Below are 18,856 nucleotides of genomic sequence, written 5' to 3' on the forward strand. Positions count from 1 at the left end.
TCTTGGGTAAGATGTGTGTATGTCATTTCGGGCAACTTTGACTTGGAGGTCTGGAAGGCCGGATGCTACTGCATCTTCCCACCTTTAACCATTTATCTTCAGTTGCACTTCATAGTTGAACTCGCGAGTGTAAATACAATCACCAGAGCAGTTTCTATAGCGGTTTGGAGAGCAATATATTCTTTCTCGTATAAAAATTTCGTAAAAATTTCATAAAAATTTCATACGAATTTTATAAAGCTTCATGTACCTACCGGAATTTTCTGAATGTATTTCGATGCCGTTCAGTACCCCATTAGCCTTACTTACGTCACGCAATAAAATGTCGTGGAGGATAAGTGACCGACACGGCAGCAAACCTATTAGGACAACTTCAGTCAGCTTTCTTGGCGTCCAAAAAACCTTGGTAACGCACAATCAATCCAATCATGGGTGCTTTGATTAATTACAGTAATCCCTGACATTTATGGTGAATATCGCCACGAACACAGTGCGATACATAATTGATGCCAATCGATTCGAATGGCGCATTGATCCTTTGAATTGATGTCCCCAAGCATATTTCGAAATGACTCCATCCAGTACAAGATCGCAGACAGCAATCCTGGGCTTGTTGAAATACCGTTGAGGCCGGATAACTTTGGCGTCATTCATAACTTGGATGATCGTAATGCGTACGATGATCTGATTAATGCTTTGGGCAAAGCGCAGCGCGTAAGCAACATTTGTCCGCGTGCTTGAGAACCAGGTTTTTGTTATCAAGCCCAAGCCGCAACTCAACCAGTTCAGGTCGGATTGGAATATCTGCCGGTAACCTGATATTCCATACCAAACCAATACATCTCAGCGCGGACAATACCCACCATCCAGGATCCCATTCCCCGGGATAAATTCCCAACCTTGCTGACCCGGGATAGGCGTGATGATTGTTATGCCAGCACTCCCCCATGGTCAGCAACGACGTGAAATAAATATTGCGACCTTGGACTGCGGCGTCTCGTACTTCATATTGCATACCGCCATAGTTATGGGCGAAATAGCCAATCAACCAATGGCCAAATATTCCTGTAGTCACACGTGCGCATACGCCCCAGAAGACAAAACCCCATCCGCCCCAGCAATAAAACAAGATTGCAATTGGTAATTGCTGCGCCATCCAAGTGTATTCCAAAAACTGGTAAAAACGTTTATTCGATATCGCCGATTCGATCTGTATTTCTGGCGGATTGGCGAGCTCAAGTTCGCAATGAATTTGCCACCAACCGTCGAGCCAAAACGTGCTGCCATGTCGAAGATAGTCGTGGCAGGTCGCAGACGTTGAGCATAGTCACGCAACTCATGTTGGCGTAACAATCCCAGTGGACCGGCCAATCCGACCAACACGCCCAGATAAACAAACAGAAATTCGAGCCACCTTGGGCATTGATAGCTGTTGTGGATCAGTTTTCTATGACTGCCCAATGAGTGCCCAAGCAACAAAACAATGCCCGTGCTGATCACAAACAGCCAAACAGCCGCCCAGGAAAACGTAAAGTATCCGCCAACGATCGCTGCCCCTGCCATGCATGAAAACCAGGCAGATTTAACAACTGAGTAACGAACATTACCGATAGTTGTGGAGCTCAATGAATTCGAACTTGCTCTGTGATGACTTAAACTTGCCGGAGTAGCTTTCATATCAATCTCATCTCATTCCAATAGATACTATTCGTTAATGTGATTTATCTGACCTGCTTCAAATTCCCGATATATTTAATCCCGAGCAGCTTGAGCAGTACATTACGAAACACTTTACAGATTGGATAGAAAATCCTGGCGCCAAAGCTAGTACTAAAAACGGAAAAATTAATGCGATTGAAAACTCCGGAAGGTGAACTGAGCAGTGTCAGCATATGAATCGCATCAGACCCGTAATAAATCGCCCCTTTAAACTTCAAGACCATGCCCTTGTCTATGTCCAATCCAGCTTTGGTAATCTCATCCAGCAAATTGCTGGGGTGGCGTGCATCGACCAGACGCAACGCCCCTACCGCATCACGTATGCGAATGTATTTACAGTAGATATTACAAACTGGACATTCGCCGTCATATACCAACCAGACATCTTCGGTAATTGAGTTCGTGTTTTTCATCATATTTCCCGTATTTTTCTGATGGATTAATTTGCGCATTTGTGATATTTTACACGCTAATTAACTAATTAGCTAAATAAAGATGAAGATCGATAAAATATTTGATGCACTCGCATCCACGCCACGGCGCAAGATCTTGGCTTATCTATCGGAGTCTTCGATGACTGCAGGCGAAATTGCGGAGCGATTTGAGATGAGTAAACCGTCGCTTTCTAAGCATCTTAAAATTTTGGAAAATGCAGATCTGATTAAAAGTGAGAAGAAAGGTCAATTCGTTCACTACAGTCTGGCGGATGATAATTTGATTGGTACGTTGCATACGTGTCTGGCAACAATCTGCCCGGTTGGTGGGCCGCTCGTTAAAGAGAGCGCGGCAAAGGCCAAGAAAAATGCAGCGAAGACGTGACGGCAGATTGAATCGATGAGTAACGCCAAATCTCTAATAAAAAACTATTTCAAGACCGCGTTTCGCTGGCAACGAGGCCGGCAATTGTCGGGCTACGACAAGATGCTACTTTTGCAAAGTATGTGGCCACTGCCGTTTGATTGCTATATTTTGAAATTTCCAGAAGGCGCTGAAATTGCACCGCATGTCGATACAGTTAAACTGGGGGCGCATTATCGATTGAATATTGTAATCAAACGCGCCAGATCAGGCGGGGAATTTGTTTGCGCCAATCCTATCTACGCATCGGAGCGAATCAAATATTTTCGTCCGGATGTCAGCGAACACAGTGTTACCCGAGTCGATAAAGGCTCGCGTTACGTATTAAGTATTGAATGGGTGCGAGGAAATAATTGAGGATCTGTGATGTGCAAAGCTGTTCTGAGAATCGACGCAAGTGGTACCAACGCCGACGAAGGTGATGTCGTAAGGGCTCCATTCAAATCTCTTTGAAATACCAGCAGGTATTTATGCGGAGCCTGTATGAAATTTTGTGTAAGCGGTGCTTCAGTTAAACGTTCGAGTTCAATCTGGCATCGGATTTTTCTGGGGTATGTTGCAATATCTTTTACCCCAGCTGGAACATCGCCATCATGCAAATTACGCAGCGTGGCGAGGACATAACTTTATCCAAATACAAGCACAACGCAGATTGCGCCTTCCCTACTTGTTCATCAGGCTGACAATTCTTCCGCATTTCTATCGTAGGCAGTAATCGTTTGCATACGCTCAAAGGCATCGATCAGAATCTCAGGCTTTCCAAGTGCCAATTTTTTACTATCGGAGAGCGTTTGCCGGAACGCGCGTGCGCCTACCATCCCCATCATCAAACCCAGCATATGCCGGATCACACTATTGACGCGCAAACCTTTACCGCCATTGCCATAGAGCTCCAACTGACGGTGGATATACGGAATCATCGCATGCAAAATTTCTTCCCGTGTTTTGACGGGTGAATGGTCGTCATAAAAACGCGCATCAAACGTCGCCATAAAATACGGATTGTGATAGGCCTCACGCCCGATCATCACACCATCAACATGTTGCAAATGCAGCGCCATTTCATCAGCTGTTTTAATTCCACCGTTAAGAATAATTTCCAGATCTGGAAATTCTTTTTTAAGGCGATATGCATAGTCGTATTTAAGCGGCGGTATTTCCCGATTTTCTCTTGGACTTAAGCCTTTGAGAATGGCATTGCGTGCATGGACAATAAATGTCTTACTACCCGCTTGCGCAACCTGCCCCACAAAGTCACGCATAAATTCGTAGGAATCAACATCATTAATCCCAATCCGATGTTTGACCGTGACATCAATGCTGACGGCGTCTTTCATCGCTTTGACACAATCGGCTACCAATTGCGGCTCTGCCATCAGACACGCCCCAAATGCGCCTTTTTGTACGCGTTCAGACGGACAACCACAATTAAGGTTAATTTCATCATAACCCCATTGCTCGCCCAACTTAGCACACTGCGCCAGATCAGCGGGTTCACTACCACCTAATTGCAAAGCAACGGGATGTTCATCTGGATTAAATTCGAGATGACGCTGCACATCTCCGTGCAGCAACGAACCAGTCGTCACCATCTCGGTGTACAACCAGGCATGACGGGTAATATGGCGATGAAATTGACGGCAATGGCGGTCACTCCAGTCCAACATCGGGGCAACCGACACGCGGCGCGGGGGTAATGCAGTAGTAGTCACAATAGAAACAACGATAATTCAATAATCCTCTATTGTACCTTGTGTGCATAAAAGCTCAGAAATATGGTGTGGCGCTCACTATTATGAGAGTATTTTTGCAATATTTTTGCAATATTTTTGCAATATTTTTGCGTGACAAGAACATCTGTTAACTATGCTCGGAAGTCCTTGCAGCGCGGTTACATTCGCCACTCATCGATTAAACACTTTCTTTTAACAAGCGCAACAATGCCGATGTATCGAGACGCGCGGAGGCGTCGCCGCCATCTAATAAGCTATCTGCCAAATCACGTTTTTCAGCGTGTAAAGCGATGATTTTTTCTTCAATCGTATTTTGTGTCACCAATCGATAAATCGTGACAGGTCTTTGTTGCCCCATGCGATGCGCCCGATCAGAGGCTTGATCTTCTACAGCGGGGTTCCACCATGGATCTAGGTGAATGACATAATCAGCGGCGGTCAGATTCAAACCTGTGCCACCCGCTTTGAGGCTAATCAGAAATACGTCACCCTCGCCTGCCTGAAATGCGTCCACACGACGCTTACGCTCCGTCGCTGGCGTACTACCATCCAGATATTGATAGCTAATACCACGTTGTTCAAGACTATGGCGAACGATCGCCAGATGATCGACAAACTGACTGAAAACCAAGGCCTTATGGCGATTGTCTAAAAGTTCTTCGATGGTATCTTCTACCATGGCTAACTTACTGCCACTGATCGTCGAGTTTTTTAAGACCAATTGCGGATGACAACAGAAGCGGCGCAATTTGGTAATTTCAGCCAATACTTTGAGGGACTGACCTTCTTCTGCGCTGAGTGCTGCAATTTTATCGAGCGCTTCTTGACGCAACGCTTCATACAAATGGCGTTCATCATCACTAAGTTCCACTTGCAATGTGATTTCTGTACGCGATGGCAACTCGGTCAACACCTGCGCCTTTGTCCGCCGCAGTATAAATGGCTGTATCAGCTTTTTCAGATGTTGACGAGCATCTTTGTCACCACGTTCAATCGGTGTACTAAAACGCTCAGAAAAACGGTCTTTGGAACCTAGCAAACCAGGATTGATAAAGCGAAATAAATTCCATAATTCGCCGAGATGATTTTCGACAGGCGTACCACTCGCAATCATTTTAAAATCAGCATTCAACGCCATCGCCGCCTGACTGCGCTTGGTCGCCGAGTTTTTGATTACTTGTGCTTCATCAAGTACCACGCTATGCCAATGCTGCGCGGCGAAGGCTTCTGCATCGGATTGCAACATGCCGTAACTTGCGATGACAATATCAAACGCACCCAAATCTGCGAGAGAGCGATGGCTATTGTAGGCACGAACTTTTAAGGTCGGGGCGAAACGTTGCACTTCTGCCTGCCAATTCATGGCAACGGAAATCGGCGCTACCACCAGTGCGGGCCCGTTTGGTGCCCGGTCAAGCAACAAGGCCAAGGTCTGCACAGTTTTACCCAAACCCATATCATCCGCGAGACACGCACCGACGCCCCATTGGGCGAGACGCGCGAGCCACTGATAGCCAGCCAACTGATAATCACGTAACTCGGCCTGCAAGGTCGACGGCACTCGCGGTAAAAAATCGACTAATGCATCGAGTTTATTGACTTGCTCGCGCCACGCGGCATCCGTTTTTAATTCCCCGACTTCTTCAGCTAATGCAGCCAAAGCGGGCGCAGCGAGCGCATTCACGCGTACGCCATCTTTGCCTGTCAGTTCACCAAGCGCACGTAATTCATCCAGACGTTGGCGGAAACTCTCTGTCAACGCCAGGTAATCGTTGTCGCCCAATTTGAGGAAGCGACCACGTGTTGATTCGGCCATTTGTAAGAGTTCACGTAACGCCAGGACACGGCCATCATCTAATGAAATTTCACCACCGGCGACAAACCATTCACCTTGTTTTTTTATGGTTAGCCTTAAGTTTTGCAATGAACGACTACCTTTGATACGGAAACGTTCACCCTCAGGCCAAATCAATTGCAAGGCGGTTTCTGGTATGGCCTTGAGTTCACCTAACAATTCTAAACACTGTTCTGGGTGTTGCAATTGCCATTCCTGGCCATTGTCTTCTGCATTCGCCAATAAGGTGCAGGCACGTAACACGTTTTGCAGATTGTGCGCTTCTGATTTGAGATTTCGACTGGCTTGTACTGGTTCGCCGTTTTGCTCACCAAGCACGTTTGCAGCACCTTTCCCTGGCGAGAACCAACCACCATCTGCTAAGGGCCGCACCAACAATTGCAAGCGCAAGCCTTCTTGTAGCGGTAACAAATGGGCATACAAAGTCTGATCAGCATCAACACTTTTCAGATGTGCCGCCAGTTCAGGCAAATCAGAATGAATCGCCAGATGCGGTGCAATCGCCGCAATCACATCCACTAACTGCGCTTTGGCGCTGCTGGGAACGGTAAGGCCGCGTCCAAGAATGCCCGTAATTTGTTTAATTTCTGGACTAGATGCATAAACCGCCAATTTTGTTGGTGTTTCTTTCTTCCAGGCGATACTGGCATCCGGGCTGAAAAAAGGATCTAGTTGTAAAGTTATCTGATCGCCGCTTTCTTTGAGTTGCAATGCAATTTCAGCTTTGACCACATCAATTCTCACATCTGGCGCATCATCCCAATATACCGCCGGGTGCCCGACCAACAGTGGCAGCGCTTTATCAATATTAAGTTCAAATTCACCGCCGCCATAATAATTATCGGATGACTTGCGTATGCAATTGGCAATCGCCACGTCTTGCTCCGTTAGGAATGGCATGCTTTCCTGCTCATTCGCCAGCCGGCGCAACGCGACCGGACGACCTTTACTCCAAACGCCTTTAGCGCTACGTTTTTGCTCACGTGGATCGGCTTTTAATTCTTGAAAATGGTACTCCAGCAACCATGCGAGGCGTGTGTCATCGCCGGCTTTAGCCGATTTCACTTCAGACGTAGGTTTGAGTTGAGTCAGCGCTGTTAATGCGCGCTGCCAGGCTTCTTCACGATGCAGTACATCGATCAATGGACGGATATTTTTTTGTTCATGCCAACCCGACATGATGGGCGATTCTTTAAACTGGCGCGCTAAAAGGACATCCAATTCTGCAGCGACCCATTGGTAGCCGAAGCCCAGCATGGTGGTGCGCATATCCAATAATTTTGGCAGTAGTTTAGGGTGCGGTGGTGCATCTTGCCAATGCCCTGCCAGAGCCTCAAATAAGGCATCAATATCATGTGGAATGCGCGACCCGAAATGTGACACAGGCAGCACAACGCCCAAGGCCAAATGATTCACTAAAGGTTGTAAAACATAATAGCTGTAGGCATGTTTTTGCTTTACGCCATCGTCCACCTGTACTTTTGCCAACTTCAAACTTGGCGCATCATTTTTCGCCAACAATGCAACGCTGCTGAACAAACCGAGTAATTCAGGGATAAATATTTTACGTTTTCCAGACACCGATTTCTGAATTTCAACGTAAGTCTGTATCACGCCAACGGCGGCATTCATGTTGTGTTGCAGGACTGCTGACGTAATCAAAAATTCAGCTTGTGTTTGCGGCGGCAAGCGCAGTTTAAACTTTTCCAGACGCTCAAAATCGCCGCGCAACAATGCCTGCCACGACAATAAACCCATTAATTGCGGCCAGCTATTGGCTTGATGCTCGGCTTGCTCGCACGCAAAATCATAGGCCAATCTGCAGTCACTCAAATTCCAGTTTGCTTTGGTGAAAACATCAGTCAACAGCATTCCCTGATCGATAGGTCTTAGTGCTGCAAAAACCTCCAATCCCTCCTGATCGACAAAAAACTCAAAACCCGGCGCTGGCATATGATCGCTGGCAACGCTATAAAATTTTTCACGCCAAAGCAATGCCTCGTCAGTTCGCCCGAGTAATACTGAGAACAACAACTCGCGGCGATAAAAATTGGCATCGTAGGATTTCCAGTGATGATATTCACCGTGCCGCTTCAACAAATCGCGAATGTGGCTTATCCAATTTTTTAATGTACCGCTTTGCTGTAAATGCAAAAGTACTGGCATACGTAAATCTTCGCGCAACACAAAACCCAAGCCAATCTCTTGCCGCAAAACCATGCGATGCGTTAATTCTTGCGTCACCTCTTTGAGCACTTTTGCTTCGTAGGGGTTACCCTTCATATCTGTTTGCCCGCTCAACTGCATCAATTCCAGCAGTTTGGTATGGCTGAATGGCGCTTGATACAAAGCGGCTGCATATAACAGCGGGAAATGATAAGAAGACAAATCACTGAGCAAAGGCATAGGACATTCTAAAGAAACTGATCAGACAAAAATTCGAACTCTGCGGTTTCATGTTTGCAAGTACAGCGGAGTTATCGCAGCAGATTAATGACAAGCAGAAAAATATTGGACTTAATTCTCAATCAAATAACGTGCCACATAGCCACCTGCGAGGCACACCAAACCACTGACTGCTAAAAAACGATGCAAAGCCATCGTACCAATTGTTGCTTTGGCTTTCAGCTCAAGAAATTCGGGTGTTGGTTTCGCAAATACCAAAGGCTTCAAAAATGACTCGACACACCAAAAAGCGAATGCCATACCGATCAAAGTCTCACTCAGGAGATTACCAGACATTCCTCGCATGAAGCTCGTATATGCAGACCATGAAAACAAAGTGCACCCAACCACACGTGCCAAGGGGAATAATTTCAGTTTTTCTATCATCGTCATTGCTACGTCACTTTTCGTCACGGATTATTACGGGTTATTGCGGGTTATTGCGGGTTATTGCGGGTTATTGCAGGTTATTGCTGGTTATTACACACAATAGTGTCAGTTGATCCAGGCAATCTGACACAGCATATCAATTTATGGTCGACGAATTTCACAATCAAGGCCCTTCGTTTCTTAGTGACTCACCGTTTTAGAAAACAAATTCAACACAATCACACCTGCAACAATCAGCCCCATCCCAATCATGGCGGGCAAATCCAACTCTTGCCCATACAAAAGCCATGCGACCACGGAAATGAGTACCACACCGACCCCTGACCAGACCGCATATGCCACGCCGACCGGGATACTTCGTAAGGTAAGTGACAGAAAATAAAATGCCGCACTATAACCGATAGCTAAAATGACCGTTGGTAAGAGTTTAGTAAAGCCGACTGACGCTTTTAGGGCGGAGGTCGCAATCACTTCACAGATAATTGCCAGACCTAGATAAAGCCAATTCATATTTTTTCCTGAGACGCCATCATGCCGGATTCGACCTGAAACGAAATAACGAACAATCGCCCATTATCCCAGAAACACGTCATCGGCACATGAGAGAAATAAACTAGCGTTTGAACGCCAACAGCAATACACCACCTGCAACCATAGCAATCCCTGCCCATTCACGCAAACCAGGTCTTTCATCGAGAAACACGACCGCAAAAATCCCTACCAGAACCAGACTTAATTTATCAATTGGCGCTACTTGCGATGCTGGTCCTGCTTGTAAGGCCCGAAAATAGCAAACCCATGAAGCACCAGTGGCGAGCCCGGATAAAGTTAAAAAAATCCAAGTCTTTGCCGATAGCTCAAGCGGATTTTGCCATTTACCAGCACGCCAGACAAAAGCGATTAATACCAGCATGATGATGGCGGTCCTCAACAAAGTTGCCATATCAGAATCAACATTCCGGATGCCGATTTTTGCAAAAATAGCAGTCATCGCCGCAAAAAAAGCCGACAACAGCGCCCATACCATCCATTGATTCGAAAAGAACATGACCCCTCCTCCAATAATTACAAACGAGCAAGCATAAAGAAATAGGAAGAAATCGCCCTATCCGGAAATTATGAACGAGAACGAGAACGAGAACGAGAACGGGCAAGAAATATAAATTAGTGTATTCAGACAATACAAAAACAGGTGCTGCAATGTAGCAATAACGATCACCACACTGAAGTACCTGCCACACCTGCCAGACTGCCACACCTGCGCTACAAAGCGATGTGCGCCAGCAATGATGGCGCGCGATTCATCTTGCTTGCAGGATGTAGTTCAAACCTGCATGAATTTTATTACCCAGTTCAATTACCCAGTTCAATTACCCAGTTCAATTACCGCGCTTAATTACCCAGCTCAATGACCAAACTTCATTACCAAACTTCATACTGAGTTTAAAAACTGAAACTCTTACCGGGTGGCGTCCATACAGCATTAGAAGCGGCACAACTTGCAAGTACCAATGCATTACCCGATGGCGCCAGACACATGCCAGATGCTTTAGCCTGGATATAGTTTCCCGCCGAGCCGGTGGGTCCCGGCACATTTAGCCATTGTTGATTAAGCGCTCCCGGAACACAGGTTTGTAACGTCATGCCACTGCTTGCTGCCCCTGACGCCGATACAGAAGTCAGGCAGTAAGAATTCTCCGTTTCTATGGTCGCATCGGCAGCCCACACCCACAGAAAACTAGAAAAACTCGCGCCACCTTGTGTTTGCACCGCGCTGGCACTTGGGCATACACCAAGAATAACGTTGTTCGAACCGACAGGATTACCATCAGTCAAACCCGCTTTTGCGGTCAGGCAACTGCCATTCGCCTTGAACAAGCCTTGTGCTGTTTGCAAAGGTGCACCAATTTCTGACGTCACACTGTTTGTTACCTTAACATTTGCAAAACTTGCCGGACACGAGGTGTTGGCATAAGCAGATGGTGCAGGCACTGAGACTGGCGCACCTGACGAATCAAGGGCTTGCACACTAAATTGGGCATTAGTATAAGGAACCGAAGAGCAACTAGTGCGTTCACTATTCCAATCAAAATACTCCACCCATTGTGAGATATACGTGGTCGGCACCATGACCTTGGTTGCACCGACAAAAATACTGCCAATATCAAAACTATCGCCGGTCGACCCTGGCGTGACATCAGTCACATTACTTGTGAACCACCCTGTTCCTAAATTTTTATTTGGCGTCACGCGGAAACGATAGGTATGGCCTGCTTGCCAATTGTAGCGATAACGGCATTGTGCACCTGCGGTGCCATCAGTAGCAGTGCCACTCACTGTGCAATAGCTGCCAGCGCCAATACCGGCGCTGGGTGGCGTCCCAGCTTGCGCATTGGTGGCGCCCCATATTGAAAATAAAAATTGCCTTCCCGCGCCCTCAGAACCAACCAACACAGTGGATTGCAGGCCAGTATAGCCACCTAAGCCACCCATCTGATTACTCCAAAACACATTGGAGTGAGGTCCGGGATCTGTTTGTGGCGTGATATACATGTCCAAAACAGAAACGCTTGTGACCGACGATGGAAACCAAGTATCGCTATACAAACCTGGGGTTGATCCTAAGAATGACACCGTTGGCGCCGTCGCCGAACTCATAGCCGACGCACCGGCGACACTAATCGAACTAATGGCAAAGGTGCGTTGATTGCTCGCCGGCAAATAGGCCGGCGCCGGTACGTTTAAAGTAAAAGTGAATGTGCAACTTCCACCGGCAGGTACAGTGGCGCTTGTTAAACTCAATTGAGTGGCGCTACTGGAAGTCATCGTTCCACCGCAAACCGAGTTAAAACCAAACGCACTAAAACCGCCTGGCATCGAGACCGTTAGCGCTGCATTGGCGTTAATCGTCCCACTATTGGTCAGCGTAAGCGTGGCGGCGTCCGTACCAGAAACGGATGGACTATTTGACGCTAATGTCAGGTTAACACTATAGCTGGCACTCACTGGTGATACGGGGCTCACGGATGATCCCGCCTGCCCGCCACCGCCACCGCAAGCCGTTAACATTTCAGCTAGCAAAACCATCAATGTTAGTTTTTTCAGATGCATGTAGAACTCATTCCTAAGGGGAAATTAAACTGTTGCAGTCAATTGATGCTACGAATAGTTTACTTGTCGCAACATTATCGTCAATTGCCCGTTCGGGCAATCTTGCCTGCGAACCATGTACATTTTTAGAAAGCTGAAAGTGCTTGTCGCGTTCGATATCTTCAAAAAGCTAAAGCAAATAAAGTAGCGTCGATCATCCCTTCGTACCAATCGTACCAATCGTACCAATCGTACCAATCGTACAAACCCTTTTTCAAATAATAGCTAAGTCAAACCAAAAAAATACAGCCACACAGAACCCGCCACAAGCGACAAGTGCAGGATCACGATGAGCCAAAATTTAAGTAGATAAATCGACTTGGACGACTTATGTCGTAAGAATCGATGTGCGATCAACGCACCTGGCCAGCCACCTAGCAAACTCCAAATGAGCAAATGCCATTCAGGAATACGACGACGATGCGCTCTGGCAGCATATTTATCAGATCGGTAACACAAAAAACACAAGAAGCTGACGAGCACATAGTAGGCGGCAAGAATTTTGCCAATGAAAGAAAAATCGTCCAAATAAATACTACCCCTAAGTATATTTTCAACACCAATATTTCCAAAAGCATGCCGAGTGTTTTTTCTAAAATAATGGGGGAGTATATTCGAAAGTGAAGGCCTTACCTAGTAATCCACAGACGCAAATCAGCAAGGTAAGGCACTCATTCAGAACTTTAAAACATCAAAGCATTTTTGCCAGCAATGCTTTTTCATATTTTGCATTGAGTGGAATCCGAACTTTATGACCGGCACCCCCAATGATGTTGATCGGTTGATTATCAGCATTGCGCATGTCGGATAAGGTCACGATTTCATTCCCGGCAGGGGAAATAATTTCGATCTGATCACCCACCGCAAAGCGATTTTTCACTTCTACTTCGGCCCAACCATCGGCCAAATTCAACACCTGGCCCACATATTGACTGCGATGTGCTTGCGACACGCCTTCCATATAATTTTGATGATCTTGAGTGTGATGACGCTGATAAAAACCATCGGTGTAACCGCGGTTTGCGAGGCCATTCAATTCACCCAGCAATTGAGGATTAAATGGGCGTCCAGCCGCCGCATCATCGATCGCCCGGCGATACACTTGCGCAGTACGGGCAACGTAGTACAAGGACTTGGTGCGCCCCTCTACTTTCAACGAATCAACACCAATTTTTGCCAGACGCTCGACATGCTCAACAGCGCGCAGATCTTTGGAGTTCATGATGTAGGTGCCATGTTCATCTTCAAGTATCGGCATCAACTGACCAGGTTTGGTCGATTCTTCGATCAGATAAGGGCGATCAGCCAATGGATGGCGCGGCATATCTCCCATTGCTGAAAAAGACTGGTTTGCGTCTTCTAAGGCTTTTTGATAATTGAACTGTATCGTCTCCACCGGAATCCGCGCCAGATCGCCGGTCTCATTTTCAGACGCATTTTCTACTTTGTAATCCCAACGGCAAGAGTTGGTACAAGTTCCTTGATTAGGATCACGATGATTAAAATAGCCAGACAACAAACAGCGCCCCGAATACGCAATACATAACGCGCCATGGACAAAAACTTCTAGTTCCATATCCGGACATTCTTGACGAATTTCTTCTATTTCATCGAGAGATAATTCACGCGATAAGATGACGCGGGTCAATCCCATTTTCTTCCAAAATTTAACGTCAGCCCAATTCACGGCATTTGCCTGAACTGACAAGTGCACAGGTACTTCTGGCCATTTTTCGCGCACCATCATGATTAATCCCGGGTCAGCCATAATCAGCGCGTCGGGCTTCATGGCAATAACAGGTTCCATATCGCGCAAATACGTTTTGAGTTTAGAGTTATGCGGAAAAATATTACTGGCTACAAAGAACAATTTACCTCGAGCATGCGCACCATCGATACCTTGCTGCAACACATCTAAGGTCGAAAATTCATTGTTGCGAGCTCGTAAGCTATAACGTGGCTGACCCGCATAGACAGCATCCGCACCGAAGTCGAACGCAGCGTGCATTTTTTCCAGCGAACCAGCTGGCAGAAGGAGTTCTGGTGCTTTTAACATGATGGAGCAATCGAAAAATAAAATGTTCGCGATTTTAAATCCAACGAATTATTTCCACAATTTTTTTGCGACAAACCTTAATCCAGCGCAAACATCATTGGAAAATTCTCCATATATGTTTATTTTTTTGCTTTATTGGCATTTTTCACCATTAAAAATAGTTACTAAAATGTCAAATTTATTTCCAATCGATATTTTTAGAAACTTTATGTTACTTTTTGACGCATTAAAATTATTCCATTTATACTTTTTTAACTTAATCCCAACCATCAACATTAAGCGCGTTACTTGAAAGATTGTTCACCGAGGCATGGGATTAGGCGTCACCTCAGTCAAAGGAATAATTATGAAAGAAACAGCCATGCTTGCACAAAAAAGTACTTACGCCCAACGTCAACTATCATTTTTAGCCAATCGTAGCTCTAAAAATATTACCGACAGCCACACTGAACAATTACGCAATGAAATCATTCTTGCCAAAGCGATCAAGACTGCACAACTTTTTGATTGCGGGCAAACAGACGATGCATATCAAAAAGCTTGCGAGGTGCTTGCTCTCACAGAACCCAATGGTGCACCACTCCATCGATTGACTCGTGTTTTAGTAAGTGGCATTCAACGACGCTGTTACTCGCAAACTGAATTTTTAGGGAATCTATATAGCGATAGAAGTAGTCCGATTGCCATGATCAAAGCCTACGACTTGCTCGCCAAATCAACTCCCTTTATTAAGTTTGCCTACAATGCCTGCAATCTTGCCATCGTCGCTAAAGCATCTAATACAAATCGGCTGCATATCATCGATATTGGCATAGGCTCTGGAAATCAATGGTCAGAGTTGTTCTCAATACTCCAGGGAACCAGTTTTTTTCCAAAAAAAATTCACATTACAGGAATTGATATTCCAGGCACAGAACGTGGCTTAGAGGCTGTCAGGGAAAGACTGTCAAAGGAGGCGAGATTAGTTGGGATTGATTTTTCATTTACTGCAATCGCCGCCAAAGCTGAAGAAATGTCATTTGCAGATATCGGCGTGCAATGGAGTGAATTTCTTGTCGTCAATGCTGTACTTGCCTTACATTACACGCCCGCTGGTGACGCCATACAAAACGCGGCCCATTCAAGATTGGCGCTCCTGAAGCAAATCAAATCACTCAACCCGCAGTTAGTATTGATGGTAGAGCCGGACGCCAATCATAATCATGCGGTATTCGATGAACGCTGCCATGAAGCACTGCAACACTATATTCATATCTTCAATGCGTTCGAATATTTGTTCCCTCGGCATTTAAGAGAACGGACAATTTTAGAAAATGAATTCTTTGGCAAAGAAATAATTAACATCCTCACTGCGAGTGGCAGTGACCGCGTAGAGCGGCACGAACGTAAGGAGATTTGGGCAAAACACATGCAGGACGCAGGATTTACGCAGGCTGAACGCATATTTGAAAGGACGAGCCGCACACTCAAAAATATCGTCCCTACTGCAGAACCATTTCAAATTTCCACGAACAGACAAGGTATCAGTCTTAGCTTCAATAACGCATCCTTACTCGCAGCGTCTTGTTGGCGGCCCGCAAATTCTTAAAAAAACTGACTCTTTACTCTGCAAATACTTCGTTGCAGACCAATGAGATTAACACCACCGCCCCACCTACTATCGTCGCCTGTGCTGGCACCTCGCCAGCACCAAGCCACGCCCAGATGGGCGCTAATAAAACCTCAAGTAAAGAAAGCAATGCAATTTCCGGGGCATTCAGACTTTCTGAGGCCCGCACCATCAACATGCAGGGAAATCCCAACTGAAAAAAACCCAGGATTGCCATAATAAGGATATCGTGGAGCGATGCCTGAAACGGGTAAGCAAGCGGCAACATAGCTAAAGCTGAAATCGCCCCACCAACAAAGACTGCCGGAATCAAATCGACCGCATGTCCACCTTTTTTTAAGGTAATCATATTTACCGAGGAAGCGATCGGCACTCCCAAGGCGATAAACATTCCCAATAAACCACGATGATCAATTTCTGAAAGGCTACCGACAAACATCCACGACATACCTGCTGCTGCAGCTACAATCGCCCACCATGTACGCAGCGGAATTTTTTCACGCAACACCAACCACGCCAAAAATGCCGTAAACAAGGGTGCGAGACTCTCCATGATCGACGTGTTAGCGACCGTCGTCATCGTGATGGCGATCATAAAACAGCTATACATGGTCGCCCACATACAACCAGAGATAAACCCCAACTTGCCCAATAAGCGCAGGCGCGGAATAAACCCACGCCCATACTGATGCAACATCGCACCAGCCACAAAAATCGCCGCAAATAGACTACGCCAGAACGTCACTTCAAAGCCTCGTGCAACTTCCAGATGACGTGTCAACACACCAGCAATACTCCACAAACTGGCGGCGCATATCATCAAAATAACGGCGTGGCGATGACTGATTTTTTTTGGCATAACATTTCCAAACGAAGGTTTTTGACAAACCTGAAGCGGTATTTTGAACAGCAAATAAAAAACCCGTCAGGCCTCACCATAGGTAAGAGCGAAACGGGTTGATCGTCATGCGCAACAGCGCATGATCAAGCGAGCTATTATGCTTCGCGCGATGCTTTCTTACGCTCGTGTTCTTTCAAATAACGCTTACGCAGACGAATACTCTTCGGTGTGATTTCGACCAATTCGTCGTCCTCAATGAATTCAACAGCGTATTCCAGAGACATCTGAATTGGTGGTACCAAACGTACCGCTTCATCTGTACCAGAAGAACGAACGTTTGTTAATTGCTTACCTTTAATTGGGTTAACTACTAAATCGTTATCACGGGAATGGATGCCGATGATCATACCTTCGTACACTGGGTCATTGTGAACCACGAACATACGGCCGCGGTCTTGCAATTTCCAGATGGCGTACGCAACCGCTGCGCCATCATCTTGAGAAATCAATACACCATTGCGACGACCGGCCAATTCACCACGTGTGTTGTCAACTGGCGCATATTCATCAAACACGTGACTCATCAAACCAGTACCACGTGTCAATGTCATGAATTCACCTTGGAAACCGATCAGACCACGTGCAGGAATGCGGTATTCCAGACGAACACGACCTTTGCCATCCGGTTCCATGTTTTGCAGATCACCACGACGACGACCCAACTCTTCCATCACGCCGCCTTGGTTGTTTTCTTCAACGTCAACAGTCAGGTTTTCGTATGGCTCATGACGTACACCGTCAACCATTTTAAACACAACGCGCGGACGGGAAACCGCCAATTCAAAACCTTCACGGCGCATGTTTTCGATCAGAATGGTCAGATGCAACTCACCACGACCAGAAACTTCGTATGTAGAATCATCGCCTTCCGCCTGAACGACACGTAACGCCATGTTGGATTTCAATTCGCGTTCTAGGCGATCACGGATTTGACGTGTCGTAACGAATTTACCTTCGCGACCAGCCAATGGCGAGCTGTTTACCATGAAGTTCATGGTTAATGTTGGCTCATCCACTTTCAACATTGGTAAACCTTCTGGCGCGTCAGGCGCACAGATCGTCGTACCGATACTGATTTCCTCAATACCGTTGATCAAAACGATATCACCCGCCAATGCTTCGTCAACCTGTACGCGATCCAAGCCTTTGAATGTCAATACTTGATTGATACGTGCACGAGTTGGTTTGTCGTCCGGGCCATTCATCCATACCACGTCTTGCAGACCTTTTACTTTACCGCGCAGGATACGGCCAACGCCGATCTTACCAACGTAAGAGGAATATTCGAGGGAGGTGATTTGCAATTGCAAAGGACCATCTGGGTCATCTTCACGCGCTGGAACGTGCTTCAGAATCGCGTCAAACAGCGGTTCCATTGTGCCTTCACGCACGGTATCTTCCAGACCTGCATAGCCTTTGAAACCGGATGCGTAAATGATAGGGAAATCTAATTGTTCATCGGTTGCACCGAGTTTGTCGAACAATTCAAAAGTCGCGTTAACTGCTTTTTGTGGATCAGCATTTTCGCGGTCAATTTTATTGACAACAACAATAGGTTTCAAACCGAGCGCCAATGCTTTACGCGTCACAAAACGTGTTTGTGGCATTGGACCTTCTTGTGCATCCACCAACAGCAAAACGCTGTCAACCATGGACAATACACGTTCTACTTCACCACCGAAGTCAGCATGGCCTGGGGTATCAACGATATTGATGTGTGTGCCTTTGTATTCAACCGCACAGTTTTTGGAAAGAATCGTGATACCACGCTCTTTTTCAATATCATTGGAATCCATCACGCGGGAATCAACCTGTTGGTTGTCACGGAAAGTACCGGATTGACGCAATAATTGATCAACCAGGGTGGTTTTGCCGTGATCGACGTGAGCGATAATGGCGATGTTGCGAATAGCGCGTTTTGTAGTGGACATGATAATGTTCGTTTGGGGTAAATCGGATAACCTAGGATTATAACATGCTGCAACGCAAAAGCAGAAAATCGCCTTAAAACAGGGAAAATCGCGGTTTTTACAAAGTCATTGCAAAAAAACAAAGCAGCACAGATAACGTGACCAGCACGACATGCCGCATTCATTTTAAGAAGACTTTACTTCGCCGCTATTATTTCAAGGAGTTACTA

Annotated in this window: 17 protein-coding genes; 4 read left to right on the forward strand and 13 right to left on the reverse strand. The window is 46.2% G+C overall.

Annotation, left to right across the window (positions count from 1 at the left end; all coding sequences use genetic code 11):
* Positions 1 to 688 precede the first annotated feature (688 nt).
* Genes ACO0K1_RS00005 through ACO0K1_RS00015 form a run of 3 tightly spaced genes read right to left on the reverse strand, consistent with a single transcriptional unit; the run spans position 689 to position 2,132 of the window.
* Positions 689 to 1,156 (reverse strand): fatty acid desaturase, encoded by a 468-nt coding sequence (locus ACO0K1_RS00005; protein ID WP_423021776.1) that lies wholly within the window; start codon positions 1,154 to 1,156, stop codon positions 689 to 691.
* Positions 1,072 to 1,677 carry a hypothetical protein gene (locus ACO0K1_RS00010; RefSeq protein ID WP_423021777.1) on the reverse strand — a complete coding sequence of 202 codons (606 nt, stop codon included), beginning with the start codon at positions 1,675 to 1,677 and terminating at the stop codon, positions 1,072 to 1,074. The genes ACO0K1_RS00005 and ACO0K1_RS00010 overlap by 85 nt, the downstream gene beginning before the upstream one ends.
* Positions 1,678 to 1,721: 44 nt before the next feature.
* Positions 1,722 to 2,132: a DCC1-like thiol-disulfide oxidoreductase family protein gene (locus tag ACO0K1_RS00015; RefSeq protein WP_423021778.1), complete on the reverse strand. Its 411-nt coding sequence runs from the start codon at positions 2,130 to 2,132 to the stop codon at positions 1,722 to 1,724.
* A gap of 82 nt (positions 2,133 to 2,214) precedes the next feature.
* Between ACO0K1_RS00015 and ACO0K1_RS00020 the strand changes: the two genes are divergently transcribed.
* The gene (locus ACO0K1_RS00020) at positions 2,215 to 2,538 is read left to right on the forward strand and encodes a metalloregulator ArsR/SmtB family transcription factor (RefSeq protein ID WP_423021779.1); all 324 of its coding nucleotides are present in this window, start codon (positions 2,215 to 2,217) and stop codon (positions 2,536 to 2,538) included.
* A 15-nt stretch (positions 2,539 to 2,553) separates the two neighbouring features.
* The gene (locus tag ACO0K1_RS00025) at positions 2,554 to 2,934 is read left to right on the forward strand and encodes a 2OG-Fe(II) oxygenase (protein WP_423021780.1); all 381 of its coding nucleotides are present in this window, start codon (positions 2,554 to 2,556) and stop codon (positions 2,932 to 2,934) included.
* Positions 2,935 to 3,251: 317 nt separating this feature from the next.
* On the opposite strand, the gene dusA is transcribed toward ACO0K1_RS00025, so the two are convergent.
* From dusA to ACO0K1_RS00040, 3 genes are all read right to left on the reverse strand, one after another.
* Positions 3,252 to 4,289 carry a tRNA dihydrouridine(20/20a) synthase DusA gene (gene dusA, locus ACO0K1_RS00030; protein ID WP_423021781.1) on the reverse strand — a complete coding sequence of 346 codons (1,038 nt, stop codon included), beginning with the start codon at positions 4,287 to 4,289 and terminating at the stop codon, positions 3,252 to 3,254.
* A 199-nt stretch (positions 4,290 to 4,488) separates the two neighbouring features.
* Positions 4,489 to 8,571: a DEAD/DEAH box helicase gene (locus ACO0K1_RS00035; protein ID WP_423021782.1), complete on the reverse strand. Its 4,083-nt coding sequence runs from the start codon at positions 8,569 to 8,571 to the stop codon at positions 4,489 to 4,491.
* A gap of 111 nt (positions 8,572 to 8,682) precedes the next feature.
* Positions 8,683 to 8,907: a hypothetical protein gene (locus ACO0K1_RS00040; RefSeq protein WP_423021783.1), complete on the reverse strand. Its 225-nt coding sequence runs from the start codon at positions 8,905 to 8,907 to the stop codon at positions 8,683 to 8,685.
* Between the two features lie 7 nt (positions 8,908 to 8,914).
* On the opposite strand from ACO0K1_RS00040, the gene ACO0K1_RS00045 reads away from it, so the two are divergent.
* Entirely contained in the window at positions 8,915 to 9,103 is a 189-nt protein-coding gene (locus ACO0K1_RS00045) for a hypothetical protein (protein ID WP_423021784.1), read from the forward strand.
* A 77-nt stretch (positions 9,104 to 9,180) separates the two neighbouring features.
* Here ACO0K1_RS00045 and ACO0K1_RS00050 read toward each other — a convergent pair whose 3' ends face one another.
* From ACO0K1_RS00050 to yegQ, 5 genes are all read right to left on the reverse strand, one after another.
* Entirely contained in the window at positions 9,181 to 9,510 is a 330-nt protein-coding gene (locus ACO0K1_RS00050; RefSeq protein WP_423021785.1) for a DMT family transporter, read from the reverse strand.
* A 103-nt stretch (positions 9,511 to 9,613) separates the two neighbouring features.
* Positions 9,614 to 10,048 carry an EamA family transporter gene (locus tag ACO0K1_RS00055; protein ID WP_423021786.1) on the reverse strand — a complete coding sequence of 145 codons (435 nt, stop codon included), beginning with the start codon at positions 10,046 to 10,048 and terminating at the stop codon, positions 9,614 to 9,616.
* Between the two features lie 395 nt (positions 10,049 to 10,443).
* Positions 10,444 to 12,111 (reverse strand): DUF3472 domain-containing protein, encoded by a 1,668-nt coding sequence (locus tag ACO0K1_RS00060; RefSeq protein ID WP_423021787.1) that lies wholly within the window; start codon positions 12,109 to 12,111, stop codon positions 10,444 to 10,446.
* A gap of 264 nt (positions 12,112 to 12,375) precedes the next feature.
* Entirely contained in the window at positions 12,376 to 12,678 is a 303-nt protein-coding gene (locus ACO0K1_RS00065; protein WP_423021788.1) for a DUF1294 domain-containing protein, read from the reverse strand.
* A 163-nt stretch (positions 12,679 to 12,841) separates the two neighbouring features.
* Positions 12,842 to 14,206 (reverse strand): tRNA 5-hydroxyuridine modification protein YegQ, encoded by a 1,365-nt coding sequence (gene yegQ, locus ACO0K1_RS00070; protein WP_423021789.1) that lies wholly within the window; start codon positions 14,204 to 14,206, stop codon positions 12,842 to 12,844.
* 346 nt (positions 14,207 to 14,552) lie between these two features.
* On the opposite strand from yegQ, the gene ACO0K1_RS00075 reads away from it, so the two are divergent.
* Positions 14,553 to 15,794, forward strand: coding sequence for a GRAS family protein (locus tag ACO0K1_RS00075; protein ID WP_423021790.1), 1,242 nt, complete (start codon positions 14,553 to 14,555; stop codon positions 15,792 to 15,794).
* A gap of 13 nt (positions 15,795 to 15,807) precedes the next feature.
* On the opposite strand, the gene ACO0K1_RS00080 is transcribed toward ACO0K1_RS00075, so the two are convergent.
* Together ACO0K1_RS00080 and typA are read right to left on the reverse strand one after the other, a co-directional pair.
* A complete protein-coding gene (locus tag ACO0K1_RS00080; protein ID WP_423021791.1) occupies positions 15,808 to 16,674 on the reverse strand; it encodes a DMT family transporter in 867 nt (288 codons plus the stop codon).
* Positions 16,675 to 16,811: 137 nt separating this feature from the next.
* Complete coding sequence (typA, locus tag ACO0K1_RS00085; RefSeq protein WP_423021792.1) at positions 16,812 to 18,647, reverse strand: translational GTPase TypA; 1,836 nt, start codon at positions 18,645 to 18,647, stop codon at positions 16,812 to 16,814.
* Between the last annotated feature and the right edge of the window lie 209 nt (positions 18,648 to 18,856).

This window comes from Undibacterium sp. SXout20W, from assembly GCF_049340285.1.
GTDB lineage: Bacteria > Pseudomonadota > Gammaproteobacteria > Burkholderiales > Burkholderiaceae_D > Undibacterium.

Excerpts from the sequence above, each read along its gene's own strand:
- ACO0K1_RS00005 (WP_423021776.1), bottom strand. The coding sequence starts at position 1,156 with ATGGCGCAGCAATTACCAATTGCAATCTTGTTTTATTGCTGGGGCGGA.
- ACO0K1_RS00010 (WP_423021777.1), bottom strand. The coding sequence starts at position 1,677 with ATGAAAGCTACTCCGGCAAGTTTAAGTCATCACAGAGCAAGTTCGAAT.
- ACO0K1_RS00015 (WP_423021778.1), bottom strand. The coding sequence starts at position 2,132 with ATGAAAAACACGAACTCAATTACCGAAGATGTCTGGTTGGTATATGAC.
- ACO0K1_RS00020 (WP_423021779.1), top strand. The coding sequence starts at position 2,215 with ATGAAGATCGATAAAATATTTGATGCACTCGCATCCACGCCACGGCGC.
- ACO0K1_RS00025 (WP_423021780.1), top strand. The coding sequence starts at position 2,554 with ATGAGTAACGCCAAATCTCTAATAAAAAACTATTTCAAGACCGCGTTT.
- ACO0K1_RS00035 (WP_423021782.1), bottom strand. The coding sequence starts at position 8,571 with ATGCCTTTGCTCAGTGATTTGTCTTCTTATCATTTCCCGCTGTTATAT.
- ACO0K1_RS00040 (WP_423021783.1), bottom strand. The coding sequence starts at position 8,907 with ATGTCTGGTAATCTCCTGAGTGAGACTTTGATCGGTATGGCATTCGCT.
- ACO0K1_RS00045 (WP_423021784.1), top strand. The coding sequence starts at position 8,915 with ATGAAGCTCGTATATGCAGACCATGAAAACAAAGTGCACCCAACCACA.
- ACO0K1_RS00050 (WP_423021785.1), bottom strand. The coding sequence starts at position 9,510 with ATGAATTGGCTTTATCTAGGTCTGGCAATTATCTGTGAAGTGATTGCG.
- ACO0K1_RS00055 (WP_423021786.1), bottom strand. The coding sequence starts at position 10,048 with ATGTTCTTTTCGAATCAATGGATGGTATGGGCGCTGTTGTCGGCTTTT.
- ACO0K1_RS00060 (WP_423021787.1), bottom strand. The coding sequence starts at position 12,111 with ATGCATCTGAAAAAACTAACATTGATGGTTTTGCTAGCTGAAATGTTA.
- yegQ (WP_423021789.1), bottom strand. The coding sequence starts at position 14,206 with ATGTTAAAAGCACCAGAACTCCTTCTGCCAGCTGGTTCGCTGGAAAAA.
- ACO0K1_RS00075 (WP_423021790.1), top strand. The coding sequence starts at position 14,553 with ATGAAAGAAACAGCCATGCTTGCACAAAAAAGTACTTACGCCCAACGT.
- ACO0K1_RS00080 (WP_423021791.1), bottom strand. The coding sequence starts at position 16,674 with ATGCCAAAAAAAATCAGTCATCGCCACGCCGTTATTTTGATGATATGC.
- typA (WP_423021792.1), bottom strand. The coding sequence starts at position 18,647 with ATGTCCACTACAAAACGCGCTATTCGCAACATCGCCATTATCGCTCAC.